Origin of the sequence: uncultured Pelagimonas sp. (genome assembly GCF_947498515.1) — a bacterium.
Taxonomy (GTDB): Bacteria; Pseudomonadota; Alphaproteobacteria; order Rhodobacterales; family Rhodobacteraceae; genus Pelagimonas.
This window is the reverse complement of the sequence record NZ_CANMKO010000005.1, coordinates 189082-204362: the sequence shown is the minus strand read 5'-3', so window position 1 is coordinate 204362 and position 15281 is coordinate 189082. Positions and strand designations below refer to the sequence as shown.

The window sequence follows — 15281 nt, the reverse complement described above, 5'->3', positions numbered from 1 at the left end:
GATTAGTTGACGAACCTCCACGTTTCTTCGCGCGGATGGCAATGCGGGTCCTATCACACTTACCGGACATCCGGTTTCCGGCGCGATTGTAACCAAGAGGACGGCAACAATGTCTGCCCCCAATACCAATATGTTTTTGTCCCAACCTTTGGGATTAACCTACGTTAAAACCGCGCTTCCGATCATCTTTGTTATGGCGGTCAACGGCGCGCTCGCGGTGGCCGATGCGCTCTTTTTAGGGCATTTCGTCGGGCCAGAGGCGCTTGCTGCGGTGACGCTGATGTTCCCGCTGTTCATGCTGATTGTGTCGCTGGCGACTTTGGTGGCCAGTGGTATGTCGAGCCGACTGGCCCGCCATCTTGGGGCCAATGACATCCACGAGGCCCAAGCCGATTTTGCCGGAGCACATGGGCTTGCGCTGACCTTTGGCGTTGTTTTGATCGTGATGTTTTTCCTGTTCGGCGCGGATCTCGCCCGGCTTTTGGCCGCCGGGGATGCAGAGCTAGCCGACTTGGGGATGACCTATCTTCGGATCACCGCCCTAGGTGCGCCATTGATGTTTGTGTTGTCGGTCAACTTCGATGCTTTGCGCAACGAGGGCAAGGTCGCCTTGATGACGGCCCTTGGCGTGTTGGTCACACTGGCCAATATCGGCTTTAACTATGTTCTGATTGCGCAATTCAACATGGGCGTCGCGGGCACGGCCATTGGGACAATCCTTGCGCAACTCGTGTCCTTTTCGATCATCCTGACGTTTCGTTTACACGGTCAAACCCACCTACGTCCACGCGCCTTGATCGATCACAAAATGACCTCGGCGTGGGGGCGTATCCTCGCGCTTGGCGCGCCACAAAGCCTAACCTTTATCGGTGTGGCGATGGGCTCGGCCTTGGTGATTGCCGCGCTGCAATGGGTCGATTCCCCGGCCTATAGCGAAACGGTGTCGGCCTATGGGATTTTCACCCGAGTGATGACGTTTTGCTTTATGCCGCTTTTGGGCTTGTCGCACGCGATGCAAACCATCACCGGCAACAATTATGGGGCCAAGGCTTGGGCACGCTCAAACGGAAGCATCAAGATCGCGGTGGTTAGCGCTCTGGTCTATTGTGGCACCCTTCAAGCCTTGTTGATCGGGTTTGCCCATGAGGTCGGCGCGGCCTTTGTCGATGATCCGGCGGTCATCGCCGAGGTCGAACGCATCATGCCAATCACCTTGGCGCTATTCGTGTTTGCCGGACCGTCGATGATGGTGTCCGCCTACTTCCAAGCCATTGGTGATGCCCGTCGGGCGGCGTGGCTTGGCCTGTCAAAACCGTTTTTGTTTGCGATTCCTTTGACCATCGGCCTTGCCATTGTCATGGGCGAGATCGGCATTTGGTTGGCCGCTCCGATTGCCGAAGCGATGCTTGTTGGATTGGTGGTGATCATTTTGATGATGAATGCACGTCGGGGGCCCTTTGTCTTGGGGCTGTTCCATCCGGTTGGGGAGGGCAAAGCATGAGCACGTCATTGCCAACATTGAATGCCGCCAAGGCCGAAGCCAAGGCATTACGCGCCCGAAAAGCGGCTCAGGGCACCGCGTTGTCACACGGGCAATCGCTTGAGTTGATTGCCAAAAAATATGGGTTCCGCGACTGGAACACCTGTAAGGCACGCTTGCCTGAACTGGCGAAGGGGTTGACCACAGGGGCTCGGGTTCGCGGCTGGTATCTGTCGCAACCCTTTGCGGCGACCGTTGTCACAAGCGAAGATCGCGGTGATGGCTGGACCTATGTGGCGCTTGGGTTGGATTATCCGGTGGACGTGGTCCGCTTTGACAGCTTTTCGTCGATGCGTCAGCGGGTTCAGGCCGTGATCGGCCCGAACGGCCATACACGCGAGCGGACGTCAGATGGCCAGCCGCATGTTGTGCTGGAAATATTGTAAAGGCCTGAAAGAATTGTAAAAAGACATCTGGCGGGCAGGGGAAACCTTGCCCGCTTTTCCACGCCAGTTGTGAAAGCCATTTGTTGTGAAGAGTAGGGTCAAACACTTGATGCGTCAGCGCTTTTTGCGCTGTCGATCAAAGCCGTTTGATTTGAGAAAACTGACAGATGGAGCGGGCGAGGCGATTCGAACGCCCGACCCTAACCTTGGCAAGGTTATGCTCTACCCCTGAGCTACGCCCGCATACCATCTTGTCGTTTTCGTTCTGGAGCGGGCGAGGCGATTCGAACGCCCGACCCTAACCTTGGCAAGGTTATGCTCTACCCCTGAGCTACGCCCGCACCTGAACGGTGGAGGCGGTTTAGTCCGAGGAGCAGGGGGGCGCAAGAGAAAAAATGGCGTTCTAGGTAGATTTTTGTGCGATTTTTTTTGCAGGCGCTTTGGGGCACAAAAAAGCCCGGCAACTGGAATGGTCACCGGGTTTTTTGCTGGCTTTGGGTGCCTAAGTCTTGAAACGTGTTTGTTACTCGGCCGCGATATGGGCATTTGCCATTAGCGGATCCGGCGATAATCCAATCCGCATCGCCATGGCCGAAAGATGGGCACGATTACGCGCGCCAGTTTTGTGTTGAACTGCCGCAAGCCTTTGACGTACCGCAGAAAATGATATCCCAAGTTGATGAGCGATTTGCTTGTCGAGAAGGCCAGCGCCAACCAAGGCAATCAGTTCGGTCTGCTTCTCGGTGAGCTGGGCGCGCTCGGCAAACTCTTGTTTGTAGAGCGAACAGTATCGGGCATGGCTGGCCATTGCAGCCAAATGCAACCCACAGCCGAACCGTTCAAGAATGCTATTACATTCCGCCTCGGACCGCGGGGTCCCTACCAGAATTACGGCGTTCTCCTGAGCATCCCCAGACATCAACGGGATGGTCAGGCCAACAGGCATGCCAAGTTTGACCAATAGGTCCGATTGTCGGGCATATTCCTCATCTGACATCTGCGGTTCGCGCATTTGCACGAGCTTTGGAGTCAGGGAAACTGCACGTGTTGGTGGTGCTGCAAAAAAGGCATCCAGCAAAGGCATAGAGGGTAGTTTTCTGGTTCGCGGATCCTCTGAGCTGGAAAGTATGTGCCACCTGTTTTCTTCGTCAATACTGGGGTCAAGAGGGCAGCCCGAGTGAATATACGTCACAGAAGGCAGCCCAAAAGCTTTGCTTAAACTCTTGAAATTGCTCCAGACCTCGCCCGAGTTTTGGGCCTCTCCAAGCTGTTGCAGAAAGCTGAAGAGCGGGGCAGGCAGGGTGGCTTCGGAGCCACGAAATTGTGTGAGGTTTGAATGTTCCATAACGTCACTATAAATTCGACGCCACGTAACACGCAGTCAGGTATTCCTGTAAAAGATGTCAGTAAGGGTCAGGAATACCGGAAGAAATTTGGGTACGACCGGCGAATTTCAATCATAAAGGGTGCCGTTCAACTGTAGGAGGTCCCAGCGATTCCCAAATGGATCGCGAAATACCGCGACCTTGCCATATGATTCGTTTCTTGGACGCTCTTCAAAGATCACGCCGGCCTTGGTTAGTCGGTCATAATCAGCGTCGAATTCGTTAGTATGAAGAAACAGCCAGACACGGCCGCCGCCCTGTTGGCCGATATGGTGTTGCTGGACACCAATGGCGCGGGCCAGCAGAAAACCAGTTTGTGCATTTCGGGGCGCCACCCGGACCCAACGTTTGTCGTGGCCAAGATCTGTGTCTTCCAGAAGCTCAAAGCCAAGGGTGCCGACAAAGAAATCCAGGCCCTCTTGGTATGATGGCACCAGAATAGCCACGAGAGCGAGATGTTGGCTCATTCCTCGGGATTGAACCGCCATTCAGGCGGCAGCGGGTTTTCGACCAGCAAAGCCCGGTATTTGGCGGCGCGCTCCGGTTCCATTGATTTGAGCAGGACGCGGGTGGTGTAATAGCCATAGTAGCGACCATCCACCGCCTGCACCGCCCAGTCGGCGATTTGGTCGTAAAAGAATTCAACCGAATGGCCCATACGTTTGCCGGGCATATGATGCGGATGGCTGGCCAAACGGGCCTTGAAGACGTTGCCTTGGCGGCGGATTTTATCAACCCAGAGCATTTCAACTTGGGCGTCATGGTCAACCGGCAAGGCGACCTTGAAGGCCAATGATGGGCTAAACCAGCCGTTGCGCTTTTCCAGCGCGCCAATGGCAGTGGGCAGCGTTGCGCGGGCGGCGGCCCAAGCTTGACTGATCTGATAATCCGACGAAATGACGCGTTTGGGTGCATCCGCCTGAGCGGTGGTCGCGATGACCAGCGCAATGACCGGCATCAGGCAAATTCCCAATAACTTTTGCGCTAACCGCACAACAAACCTTTCCCCACAAAGACGTCCATCAAAGGTTAGGCGTTGATCGTCGGATGTGCAACTTGCGAATGAAAGAAGCCCGGCGGATTTTAAGTGAAGAGGTAAGTCGTCACTCGGTCGTGCTTAACCGGTTTTGGTCAAACGATTTCTTTACCTAAATAGGGGAAAAGACCCGTGTCCCATTGTTCACATTTCTGGGCCATCTCGGGGAAAACTATGCCGATCGCTTATTCTGCAGATGCCCTCATATACGATGCGGGGGCCAACACTTGGCGACTACGACCAGACTATGACATCGAACAACATCGGGTCGAAATTACGTTTTCGGACGATGACGGCAATTTTGACGGTGATTCCGATAGCAATGAGGTCGGCGATGATGCCAACCAGACCGCTGTCATCACAGATTTGCAAGGTAACGTCGTCGCGTCTGGTCAAATCTATGACGAAGAGTTTTATTCCGTTTGGGACGGAGCAAACCCACATATCTATATAGAACGCGTCGAAATTGGCGGAACTGTGGTGGGGTACCTCGTTGATGCTCCTCTTGAAGTTGGTGTCAGCTATACCCAATCGACAACTGAAAATGTGGACGCAGACAACACCGTGGCGTACTCGACTTTCGCGGATGTCCCCTGCTTTGCGACAGGAACACAGATCAGGACGACGCGCGGGCTTTGCTTGATCGAAGCGTTGAAACCGGGTGATCATGTGCTGACCGTCGATCGCGGTCCACAGCCTGTTCTTTGGGTACACCAATGTGAACAATTATTGGACGCTGTCGCCCCTGATGAAAGGCCGGTTTTGATCAAGGCCGGAGCTTTGGGGCCGGGCCGACCCAACTCGGACATGGTCGTTTCTCCCCAACACCGGGTTATCGTTGGTGGGCATGGCCAATTGCACACCCTTTTTCCCACCGAGGCCTTTGTTCCAGCGAAATCATTGACAGTTTTGCCAGGTATTCGGTTCATGCGTGGTAAGCGCACAATTCAGTGGCATCATTTTGCGTTGCCTCGCCACGAGGTGATTTGGACCAACGACTGTTTGACGGAATCGCTTCTACTGGGGCCGATGGTTGTCAATGCGCTGACTAGAAGTGACAGGAGAGGTTTGATGCGCCTGTTCGGACCGATCTGCAATGGACCGTCTGCGCGAGTGTGTTTGACATCGGGTGCCGCAAGCGAAGTCCTATCAGACCGGCGTGTTCACCGTCCAATTCGGAGCCAAACCTCAAACCGGGTTTTGCGGCTGTCCAGCTAGATTTGCGTTTCAGCAAGTGGGTGACGTTCGTGCAATAAGCCCCGCCATCAAGGCGGGGCTTATGTTCGGTTTCTTCCTACCCCAATTCGACCAACAAATCTTTGGCGTCGATTTGAGCGCCTGGTGAGATGTGGATTGCTGTGATTGTGGCGTCTTTTTCGGCGTGGAGGCCGGTTTCCATTTTCATGGCTTCGATGGTGAGCAAGAGGTCGCCTTCTTTGACCTGTTGGCCGACCGTGACCGCAACCGAGGCGACGACGCCGGGCATGGGCGCGCCGATATGGGCGTCGTTGCCGGGATCGGCTTTGGGGCGGGCGACCGTTTCGGCGGCGATTTTGCGGTTGGGGACGCGGATGGTGCGGGGCTGGCCGTTGAGTTCAAAGAACACTTTGACCTCACCCTTGTCATCGGTTTCACCAAGCGCCTGTAGGCGGATTTCCAACGTCTTGCCGGGGTCGATTTCGGCGGTGATTTCTTCGCCCGGCATCATGCCATAAAAGAACGTTTTGGTCGGCAGGGTGCGCACCGGACCATAGCTGCGATGGCGGCCCATGTAATCGAGGAACACCTTGGGATACATCAGATATCCGTTCAGATCTTCATCATCCACCGCCTTGCCTTCAAGCTCTTTTTGTAGGGTCAGACGGGTCTCTTCGATATCCACCGGCGCGGCGTGCAGACCGGGGCGATCATCAAAGGCTTTCTCATCCTTCAAAATCTTCTTCTGGATCTTCTTCGGCCAGCCACCGGGAGGTTGACCAAGGTTGCCCTTCATCATGTCGATGACGCTATCGGGGAAGCTAACATCGGTTTTCGGGTCCTCGACCTGATCCCGATCCAGACCCTGTGACACCATCATCAACGCCATGTCCCCGACCACTTTCGAGGAGGGCGTGACCTTGACGATATCGCCAAACATCCGGTTCACATCGGCATAGGTTTGCGCCACTTCGTGCCAGCGTTCCTCAAGCCCCATCGAGCGCGCCTGCGCCTTGAGATTGGTGAACTGACCGCCGGGCATTTCGTGCAAATACACTTCAGAGGCCGGGGCCTGTTGGCCGCTCTCGAACGCCGCATATTGGCCGCGCACTGCCTCAAAATAATTGCTGATCTCGCGGATCGCGCCGATGTCGAGACCGGTGTCGCGGTCGGTGTGGCGCAGCGCCTCAACCACCGAGCCAAGCGTCGGCTGTGAGGTGTTGCCCGAGAAGCTGTCCATCGCCGCATCGACCACATCAACCCCGGCGTTGGCCGCCGCGATGATGGTGGCGATCGAGGCGCCAGAGGTGTCATGGGTGTGGAAGTGGATCGGCAATCCGACCTCTTCTTTAAGCGCCTTAACCAATGGCCCAGCGGCGGAGGCCTTGAGCAGACCAGCCATGTCTTTGAGGCCCAAAACATGCGCCCCGGCGGCCTTGAGTTCCTGACCCATGGCAACGTAATATTTCAGGTCATATTTGGCGCGATCGGGGTCCAAAATATCGCCGGTATAGCAAATCGTACCCTCAAGAACCCGGCCGGTATCAAGCACCGCGTCCATAGCGACGCGCATGTTTTCAACCCAGTTCAGGCTGTCAAAAACGCGGAAGACGTCAACGCCGGTTTCCGCCGCCTGTTTCACAAAGAACTGCACCACATTGTCGGGATAGTTGGTGTAGCCAACGCCATTGGCGCCGCGCAGCAACATCTGGGTCATCACATTGGGCATGCGGGCGCGCAGATCGCGCAGGCGTTGCCAGGGGCATTCCTGCAAAAAGCGATACGCCACATCAAAGGTCGCGCCGCCCCAGCACTCAACCGAAAAGAGTTGTGGCAGGTTATGCGCATAGGCCGGGGCCGCGCCGATCATATCGACCGAGCGCATCCGCGTCGCCAGCAAAGATTGGTGCCCGTCGCGCATGGTGGTGTCGGTGATCAAAAGCTGCGGTTGCGCGCTCAGCCAATCGGCCACGGCCTGCGGGCCCTTGGCCTCCAACAGGGTCTTGGTGCCATCGGCGGGGGCCTGTGCGCGCAATTCCGGGGTGCGGGCCGGTTTCAAATCCGCCGCCGGTTTGGCGCGGCCCTCAACCTCGGGGTGGCCGTTCACGGTGATGTCGGCGATATAGGTCAAGACCTTGGTGCCCCGGTCGCGCCGCTTGGCAAACTGGAACAACTCCGGCGTCTCATCAATGAACTTCGTGGTGTATTGATTGTTCAAAAACACCGGATGTTTCAACAGGTTCTCAACAAAGGCGATGTTGGTGCTAACGCCGCGCACCCGGAATTCGCGCAAGGCCCGATCCATGCGTTTGATCGCCTTTTCCGGCGTCGGGGCCCAGGCCGTCACCTTGGTTAACAGGCTGTCATAATAGCGGGTGATCACCCCGCCCGCATAGGCGGTGCCGCCGTCAAGACGAATGCCCATGCCGGTGGCGCTGCGATAGGCGGTGATGCGGCCATAATCGGGGATAAAGTTGTTTTGCGGGTCCTCGGTCGTGACACGCGTTTGCAGCGCATGACCGTTCAGACGGATATCATATTGGCTCGATTTACCGGTCGCCTCGGCCAAAGATTTGCCCTCAGCAATCAAGATCTGCGCCTGAACAATGTCGATGCCGGTGACCTCTTCGGTGACTGTGTGCTCAACCTGAACGCGTGGGTTTACCTCGATAAAATAGAACTTGCCGGTGTTCATATCCATCAGGAATTCGACCGTGCCGGCGCATTCGTAATTCACATGCTGGCAAATCTTGCGGCCCAGCTCGCAAATCTCTTCGCGCTGCGCCTCGCTTAAATAGGGGGCAGGCGCGCGCTCAACCACCTTTTGGTTGCGGCGCTGAACGGAACAATCGCGCTCATAGAGGTGGTAAATATTGCCTTGTTTGTCGCCCAGAATCTGCACCTCGACATGGCGGGCGCGGATGATCATCTTTTCCAGATAGCCCTCACCATTGCCAAAGGCCGCCTCGGCCTCGCGACGCCCCTCCATGACCTTCTCGGCCAACTCGTCTTCGCCCTCAATCGGGCGCATGCCGCGACCGCCGCCGCCCCAAGACGCCTTGAGCATCAAAGGATAGCCAACCGCCGCCGCCTCGGCCTTGATCGCCTCCATATCGTCGCCCAAAACCTCGGTCGCCGGGATCACCGGAACACCGGCCTCAACCGCAACACGCCGCGCGCTGGCCTTGTCACCAAGGGCGCGCATCGTGGCCGCCTTGGGGCCGATAAAGGTGATGCCATTGGCCTCGCAGGCATCAACAAAATCAGGGTTTTCCGAGAGCAAACCATAACCCGGATGGATCGCATCCGCGCCACATTCCTTGGCCACCCGGATGATCTCATCAATGCTCAGATAGGCCGCAACAGGCCCCATCCCCTCACCAATCCGATAGGCCTCATCCGCCTTAAAACGGTGAAGACCCAACTTGTCCTCCTCCGCATAAACCGCAACCGTCCGCTTCCCCATCTCATTCGCGGCTCGCATAACACGAATCGCTATCTCCCCACGATTCGCTATCAATATCTTGCTGAAGCCTGGCATTTGCGCGCTCCTGTTTTGTTTGAATTTGAGAGGCCCAACCGGAGCTTCCGGTCAGGAGGTCACGTATAGTTTTTGTTGCGCGACATTTTCCCGATTCCGGGATTTAGGCTATTGGTCGGATCAACCGACTGGTAGAATGCCGCCAGATCGGGCTTGGCCGGATAGAGATGCCCAACATTGTGTTCCGCGGGGTATTCCGCCCCGCGCTTGTCCAAAATCTCCAACATCGCCGCCTTGATCGCCTTGGGATCACTGCCTTTTTTGACGATGTAGTCCTGATGCAGAACATGGCACATGAAATGCCCATAATAGAGTTTGCTGACCAGCTGATCGGCGATCTCAGCTGGCAGTTCCTCGAACCAATCTTCGTCATTGCGGCGTAGCGCGATATCCAGCGCAATGATGTCTTCGACCTCGCTACGATGCACATTCATATACCGCACCGCTGCACCGGCGGCGGCAAAGCGCAACAACCCTGCCATTTTGGCCTCACGTTCATCGCATTCAAAGAAATCGAGCTGCCCTGCCCCAGCCATATCCGACAAAAGCGCCCGCGCTTCATCAATACCGCCATCACGCATTTTCAGGATCAGATGATGGGGAAAGGCATCACGGTATTCACGCATCCGCGCCGGCACCACATTGGGCCAAAGGCGCGCGGCAAATTGCATGAATTTGTCAGTGAAATTCGCCATGCCCGGCACCCGAGACAGCCGCGCATCCACCGAACCTTTGAGCGCAAAGAACATCGGCAAGCGATCGGTGCCAAGCTTGTCGATCATCACCATCGTGTCTTTGCCATAGATGTCCGACAGGTCAAACACATCCTCATGCAGGTACTCGGCGCTTACTGGAAGGGTGTCGAACCCCGCCAAAATCCGCCGTCGCAATTCGCCAAGCGCCGCCGTATCGCCCGAACCGATATAAAAGGTGCGCTCCTCGTCATTCTTGGCATAGGTGTCCAAGCGCACGGCAAATACCGCCAGTTTTCCGGCACAGCCCGCACTTTCATAAAGGCGGGATTTGTCGGCATTGAACCGCGCCGGGGTGTCGGCCTTGATATTGCGCACACGCCGGGCGTAATCCGTGTCGGAAGCGCGGCGATTGCTATCTTCAATCGCGGCGGGGTCATAGTCCCCGGTTTGCAACCGCATTAGGATTTCTTCGGGTGTCTCGCCCAGATTGATCCCCAGATGATTGACCAGATCAAGCTGCCCCTCGGCAGTGATCTGCGCATAGAGGGACAGTTCGGTATAGCTTGGCCCCCGTTCCACCAACGCACCGCCGGAATTGTTGCACACGCCACCAACAACCGACGCCCCAATACAAGACGATCCGATCACCGAATGCGGTTGCCGCCCAAGTGGGGCAAGGATCTTTTCAAGGCGGAATAGGGTCGATCCGGGAAAGGAAATCACCTGATCCCCGCCTTTGATAACCTGAATATCATCCATGCGCCGGGTGTTGATCAAAACCACATCGCGGTCATAGCTGCCCTTTGGGGTCGACCCTTCGGTCAACCCGGTATTGGCCGCCTGCATGATGACGATTTTATCCGCCGCCACACAGGCCTCCAGCACCTGCCATTGTTCCAACAAAGACCCCGGTTGCACCACCGCCAGCGCATCACCTTCGCCAGATCGAAAGCCTTTGCGAAACCGCAGGGTCGCCTTGGCATCGGTCATCACATGTTTGGTGCCGCAAATCTGGGTGAACCGTTTGATAAGGTCTTGATCTGTCATGGCCTCACCCTCCCCTAGTATGCGACCGAGGGCAACCATGTCGCCAGTGCAGGCCACAGGAAGACAAAGGCGAGGCCGGTGAGTTGGAGAAGCACAAAGGGAATGATGCCTTTGTAGATGTCGGTGAGCTTGATCTCCGGCGGGCACACCCCTTTGAGGTAGAAGAGCGCAAAGCCAACCGGCGGAGTGAGGAACGAGGTTTGTAAGGTCACCGCCACAAGGATCACGAACCAGATCAACGCCGGTTCATCCATCGCACCAAAGCCCGGAATGTCGAGGCCGAGGCTGTTGATGATCGGGCGCATCAGCGGCAGCACGATCAGGGTGATTTCGATCCAGTCGAGCACAAAGCCAAGCAGGAAGACGATGAACAGGATGATCAGCACGGTGCCATTGGGGCCAAGTCCGGTGCCAAGGATCATTTCCTCGATCAAAGCGTCGCCGCCGAGTTCGCGCAGCACATAGCTAAAGACCGTCGCCCCAAGGAAGATCGCAAAGATATAGGCGGTGGTGTTGAAGGTGGATTTCAGCACGTTGACCAGTTTTTGGAAGGTCAGCTTGCGGTATCCCAGCGCCAACAATGTTGCGCCCAAGGCCCCTACCCCACTGGCTTCGGTTGGTGTGGCCAAGCCGCCGAAAATCGACCCTAACACAGCCAAAATCAAGGCCAGAGTTGGCAAAACCGCGACCATCACGTCTTTGATCGCCGCCCAATCGGGGCGTTTTGCGCCTTCGGGAACCGGGGCCACGTCGCGTTTCACCAAGGCGATGACAAAGATATAGGTCAGGTAGAGCACACCGATGATCACACCGGGGAACACGGCGGCCATGAAAAGGTCACCAACGCTAAGCGCCATCTGGTCGGCCATGATCACCAACATAATCGACGGTGGGATCAAGATGCCCAAGGTCCCCGATGCCGACACCACACCCGCCGCGAGGCTGGGCGAATATTTTTGCTCCATCATCGAGGGCAGACTCAGCACGCCCAACAAAACCACCGACGCACCGATAATTCCGGTCGACGCCGCAAGGATAATCCCGATCAATGTCACTGTGATCGCCAGACCACCGCGCACCGTGCCAAACAACCGCTGCATCGCGCTCATCAGACGTTCGGCAACCCCGGATTCGTCCAACATCAACCCCATGAAAATGAACATCGGGAGCGCGACAAGAACCGCGTTCGACATCGTCGAATAGACCCGGTTCACCACCGCACCAAGCGTTAGGTAATCCAAACCGGTCAGGGTCTCTTCCAACCCGGTCCAATTCATCATGCCGTTGTCAAAAAGATAGGCCAAACCGCAATAGGCCACGCCAACTCCGGCCAATGTCCAAGCCACTGGAAACCCGGTGAACAGCAGCGCGATAAAGGTCAGGAACATCGCGATGACAAGCTTTTCCTCGGTCGTATGCACAAGGAAGGTCAGCGCCGTCGCCACCACGCCAAAGCCAATCAACGCCCAAAGGATCAAGCGCAGATCCTTGCCTTGACGTTCGTCTTCGTAATTCGTCATAATCGCATGCCCGTCATGGATCAGGCGCGCCAAAGCCGCCACAGCCAGCAACACAAAGCTCGCTGGAATAACCGCCTTGAGCGCCCAGCGACCCGGCAATCCGGTCGGGCTGTCACTGCGTTCATTCACCCGCCAGCTTTCGTAGAAATAATCCCAACCCTGATCGACCATCAGATAGATAAACGGCACCAAAAGCGCCAAAATCCCAATGATTTCAATAACACGCTGCGCCCGGCGGCTTAGCTGCATATGCAGGATATCAACACGCACATGGCTGTCAGTGACCATCGCATAAGAAATGCCGATCATCGTGACCAGCCCGTAGAAATGCCACTGAATCTCATCCAGCTTCGGATAGTTCTGGTTGAAAAGGTAGCGCATCGCCACCTGACCAACGATCGCCGCGATCAACAATACATTGGCCCACATGACCACATTGCCGATGCCTTTGACCGTCTTGTCTAGCGCCACGGCAATCTCTTGCGTGTCGCGCTCCTCGTGTTCGAGGATATGCTCATAAACATCGACCGGATCGGTCATGTCCACAGCGTTCTGATGCGTATCTTGGGCCATCGTCTCCTCCTCAGAAGTTGGCAAAATGACAAAGGGGGGCAGGAAGGGAGGTGAGCGACCTTTAAGATCGCTCTAAAAATGGGGCGGCGGCCAAAGTGAAGGGAGCCGCCCCAGTGTTGCGCAAGTCGTCGAGAAACTTACTTGCGCGGGAGGAAGGCGTTTTCTTTCCAGACGGCGTAGCCGCCACGGAATTCATTCATGTCCGCCAGAACCTTGGCAAAGAACTCGTTGCCATCGGCTTCTTCTTTGGCCACGTCTTCCCAAGTTGTGCGGAAGGTCGACAGCATTTCGTCGTTCCACTGTTTGATCTGAACACCGTTGTTTTCAACGTTGTCGATCAAAGCCGCGTGTTGGATCGCTTCACCCTCGGCAAAGCTGTCGGTCATCGATGCCTTACAGGCGTTTTCGATGATGGCTTTGTGCTGATCGCTTGCGCCGTTCCAAACGTCTTTGTTGACCATAAGTTCAAACACGGTCGCCTGCTGGTGCCAGCCGGGGAAGTAGTTGAACTTGACCAGTTTGTGAAAGCCAAGACGCGCATCAATCGCAGGCATCGAAAATTCGGTCGCGTCGATCGCGCCTTTTTCCAACGCAGGGAAGATTTCACCACCGGGAAGAAGCGATGTCGCAACGCCCAGCTTTTGCATGACTTTGCCACCAAGGCCAAAGAAGCGCATTTTTAGACCGTTGAGGTCTTCGGGGGTGTTGATCTCTTTTGCGAACCAACCCGAGGTTTCCGGTGCGATGATCGCGCAGGGCATGACCTTCACGTTGTAACCGGCTTGGTCGTACATCTCTTGATAAAGCGTCATGCCGTTGCCGTAGTAGAGCCACGCCATGTATTCGCCCGCCTCTGGGCCAAATGGTACCGCGCTGAACAACGGAGCCGCCGGGATTTTGCCCGCCCAGTAACCGGCGGTTGTGTAACCGGAATTGATCTTGCCCGACGACACGGCGTCAAGAATCTCGAATGGTTTTACCAGTTTGCCGGGCTCATAGACTTTCATCTTCAATGTGCCGCCGGACATCAAGTCCAGCTGTTCTGCAACGCGTGGGATGGGCGATCCGAGACCGGGCAGTGAGGTCGAGAATGCGATGGGTGTTTTCAACAACAGCTTGTCGGCAGCCATAGCGGCCGGTGCGGTCAATATCGACGCGGCGACGGCCAGCGTGGTCAGGGTCTTTTTCATGATGTCTCCTCCAGAATGTCTCATGTCCGCTGCTCAACACTCAGTACACAGCGGCATGCATCGGTAAATATTATTGACCATTGATTCCGGTCAACAACTTTCTTTACCACTGAAAGCGATTGCAGACCGAGCTGACTGGCATGTCCCCCCTGCCCTTTTGTCAGTGGGTTTTTTACCCAAAAATGCGAATAGTGAGTAAAAACAGCGATCTATATCGCTAACAGCGCCTCCGTAGTTCTGGGTATTTCGCCCTTGCCAAAATGGGGGTCAGTGGTAAAGAATACGGACAACTACTTTTTTGTGTTAACCCTCAAATCCGAGTGTCGTGATGTCAGATACAAGCCCGTTTGACCCCGTTGGCCACGAATCAATCGCCGATGCGGTGGTTGAACAGATCGAATCAATGATCGTTGACGGCATCCTGAAAGAGGGGCGTAAACTGCCATCTGAACGAGAGTTGGCCGAAGCGATGGGCGTGTCGCGGCCAAAACTGCGCGAGGCATTGCAAACGCTGGAATCACGGGGCTTGGTCACGGTTCGTCATGGTGAAGGGAGCTTTATCGCCTCGCTCACGGGGCGGGCCATGTCCCCTGCCCTTCTGGCGCTTTATGCCCGTCATGGCCGCGCCTTTTACGACTATCTCGAATACCGCCGCGAACAAGAAGGCTTTGCCGCCCGCATCGCGGCCCTGCGTGCCACATCTTCGGACAAGGAACGGCTGACTGAAATTATCGCCGAGATGCAATCAGCTTGGGAAAACGATGACCTCGACGCCAGCCAAGAAGCCGATCTTCGGTTACATGTCGCCGTCGTTGACGCGAGCCAGAACACGACCTTGATCCATATGATGGCCTCTGTTTATGACCTGACCCGTCAGGGTGTGTTTTACAATCGCAAGTTCCTACGCACTATGGATGGCACTGGTGAGCGGTTGCTGCAGCAGCACAAGGATATTGTCGATGCGATCTTGGACGGAGATGCGGACCGAGCGGAACAAGCCGCGCGCGTTCATATGGATTTCGTCGAAGAAAGCTTTCGCATTGGCGAAGATCAAAAAGCCCGTGAGGAGCGCGCCGCAAAACGTCGGAAGCTTTCGGGTTAATATCTCCCTTTCCGATCGGTCGGGTTGGTACGGCATTCTTCATTTTTTTGCCAAGGGATTGCCTTCTTG

Annotated in this window: 11 protein-coding genes and 2 tRNA genes; 4 read left to right on the top strand and 9 right to left on the bottom strand. The window is 55.9% G+C overall.

Going from position 1 to position 15281, the window contains the following annotated elements; all coding sequences use genetic code 11:
- The first annotated feature begins 109 nt into the window (after positions 1 to 109).
- Positions 110 to 1501, top strand: coding sequence for an MATE family efflux transporter (locus Q1A43_RS11345; RefSeq protein WP_299935166.1), 1392 nt, complete (start codon positions 110 to 112; stop codon positions 1499 to 1501).
- Positions 1498 to 1926 carry a glyoxalase superfamily protein gene (locus Q1A43_RS11340; RefSeq protein WP_299935163.1) on the top strand — a complete coding sequence of 143 codons (429 nt, stop codon included), beginning with the start codon at positions 1498 to 1500 and terminating at the stop codon, positions 1924 to 1926. The genes Q1A43_RS11345 and Q1A43_RS11340 overlap by 4 nt, the downstream gene beginning before the upstream one ends.
- 168 nt (positions 1927 to 2094) lie before the next feature.
- Here the strand turns inward: Q1A43_RS11340 and Q1A43_RS11335 are convergent.
- The 5 genes from Q1A43_RS11335 to Q1A43_RS11315 form a co-directional block, all read right to left on the bottom strand.
- Positions 2095 to 2169, bottom strand: a tRNA-Gly gene (locus Q1A43_RS11335).
- Between the two features lie 23 nt (positions 2170 to 2192).
- Positions 2193 to 2267 (bottom strand) — tRNA-Gly (locus Q1A43_RS11330).
- 182 nt (positions 2268 to 2449) lie between these two features.
- Positions 2450 to 2923: a LuxR C-terminal-related transcriptional regulator gene (locus Q1A43_RS11325; protein ID WP_299935160.1), complete on the bottom strand. Its 474-nt coding sequence runs from the start codon at positions 2921 to 2923 to the stop codon at positions 2450 to 2452.
- A gap of 456 nt (positions 2924 to 3379) precedes the next feature.
- Complete coding sequence (locus tag Q1A43_RS11320; RefSeq protein WP_299935157.1) at positions 3380 to 3799, bottom strand: VOC family protein; 420 nt, start codon at positions 3797 to 3799, stop codon at positions 3380 to 3382.
- A complete protein-coding gene (locus Q1A43_RS11315) occupies positions 3775 to 4269 on the bottom strand; it encodes a DUF2314 domain-containing protein (RefSeq protein ID WP_299925524.1) in 495 nt (164 codons plus the stop codon). The genes Q1A43_RS11320 and Q1A43_RS11315 overlap by 25 nt, the downstream gene beginning before the upstream one ends.
- 252 nt (positions 4270 to 4521) lie before the next feature.
- Here Q1A43_RS11315 and Q1A43_RS11310 point away from each other — a divergent pair, with 252 nt between their 5' ends.
- The gene (locus Q1A43_RS11310) at positions 4522 to 5565 is read left to right on the top strand and encodes a Hint domain-containing protein (RefSeq protein ID WP_299935155.1); all 1044 of its coding nucleotides are present in this window, start codon (positions 4522 to 4524) and stop codon (positions 5563 to 5565) included.
- Positions 5566 to 5641: 76 nt separating this feature from the next.
- On the opposite strand, the gene Q1A43_RS11305 is transcribed toward Q1A43_RS11310, so the two are convergent.
- The 4 genes from Q1A43_RS11305 to dctP form a co-directional block, all read right to left on the bottom strand.
- Positions 5642 to 9085: a pyruvate carboxylase gene (locus tag Q1A43_RS11305; RefSeq protein WP_299935153.1), complete on the bottom strand. Its 3444-nt coding sequence runs from the start codon at positions 9083 to 9085 to the stop codon at positions 5642 to 5644.
- A gap of 59 nt (positions 9086 to 9144) precedes the next feature.
- Positions 9145 to 10827, bottom strand: coding sequence for a D-lactate dehydrogenase (gene dld / locus Q1A43_RS11300; RefSeq protein WP_299935151.1), 1683 nt, complete (start codon positions 10825 to 10827; stop codon positions 9145 to 9147).
- A 14-nt stretch (positions 10828 to 10841) separates the two neighbouring features.
- Positions 10842 to 12920, bottom strand: coding sequence for a TRAP transporter large permease subunit (locus Q1A43_RS11295; protein ID WP_366944262.1), 2079 nt, complete (start codon positions 12918 to 12920; stop codon positions 10842 to 10844).
- 137 nt (positions 12921 to 13057) lie between these two features.
- Complete coding sequence (gene dctP / locus Q1A43_RS11285; protein WP_299935148.1) at positions 13058 to 14110, bottom strand: TRAP transporter substrate-binding protein; 1053 nt, start codon at positions 14108 to 14110, stop codon at positions 13058 to 13060.
- A 328-nt stretch (positions 14111 to 14438) separates the two neighbouring features.
- On the opposite strand from dctP, the gene Q1A43_RS11280 reads away from it, so the two are divergent.
- Positions 14439 to 15212, top strand: a complete 774-nt coding sequence (locus Q1A43_RS11280) for a FadR/GntR family transcriptional regulator (RefSeq protein WP_299935145.1) — start codon at positions 14439 to 14441, stop codon at positions 15210 to 15212.
- The last annotated feature ends 69 nt before the right edge of the window (positions 15213 to 15281 follow it).

Bases quoted from the DNA above. Each gene is read 5' to 3' on its own strand.
- Q1A43_RS11345 (WP_299935166.1), top strand. From the start codon at position 110: ATGTCTGCCCCCAATACCAATATGTTTTTGTCCCAACCTTTGGGATTA.
- Q1A43_RS11340 (WP_299935163.1), top strand. From the start codon at position 1,498: ATGAGCACGTCATTGCCAACATTGAATGCCGCCAAGGCCGAAGCCAAG.
- Q1A43_RS11325 (WP_299935160.1), bottom strand. From the start codon at position 2,923: ATGTCAGATGAGGAATATGCCCGACAATCGGACCTATTGGTCAAACTT.
- Q1A43_RS11320 (WP_299935157.1), bottom strand. From the start codon at position 3,799: ATGGCGGTTCAATCCCGAGGAATGAGCCAACATCTCGCTCTCGTGGCT.
- Q1A43_RS11315 (WP_299925524.1), bottom strand. From the start codon at position 4,269: ATGCCGGTCATTGCGCTGGTCATCGCGACCACCGCTCAGGCGGATGCA.
- Q1A43_RS11310 (WP_299935155.1), top strand. From the start codon at position 4,522: ATGCCGATCGCTTATTCTGCAGATGCCCTCATATACGATGCGGGGGCC.
- Q1A43_RS11305 (WP_299935153.1), bottom strand. From the start codon at position 9,085: ATGCCAGGCTTCAGCAAGATATTGATAGCGAATCGTGGGGAGATAGCG.
- dld (WP_299935151.1), bottom strand. From the start codon at position 10,827: ATGACAGATCAAGACCTTATCAAACGGTTCACCCAGATTTGCGGCACC.
- Q1A43_RS11295 (WP_366944262.1), bottom strand. From the start codon at position 12,920: ATGGCCCAAGATACGCATCAGAACGCTGTGGACATGACCGATCCGGTC.
- dctP (WP_299935148.1), bottom strand. From the start codon at position 14,110: ATGAAAAAGACCCTGACCACGCTGGCCGTCGCCGCGTCGATATTGACC.
- Q1A43_RS11280 (WP_299935145.1), top strand. From the start codon at position 14,439: ATGTCAGATACAAGCCCGTTTGACCCCGTTGGCCACGAATCAATCGCC.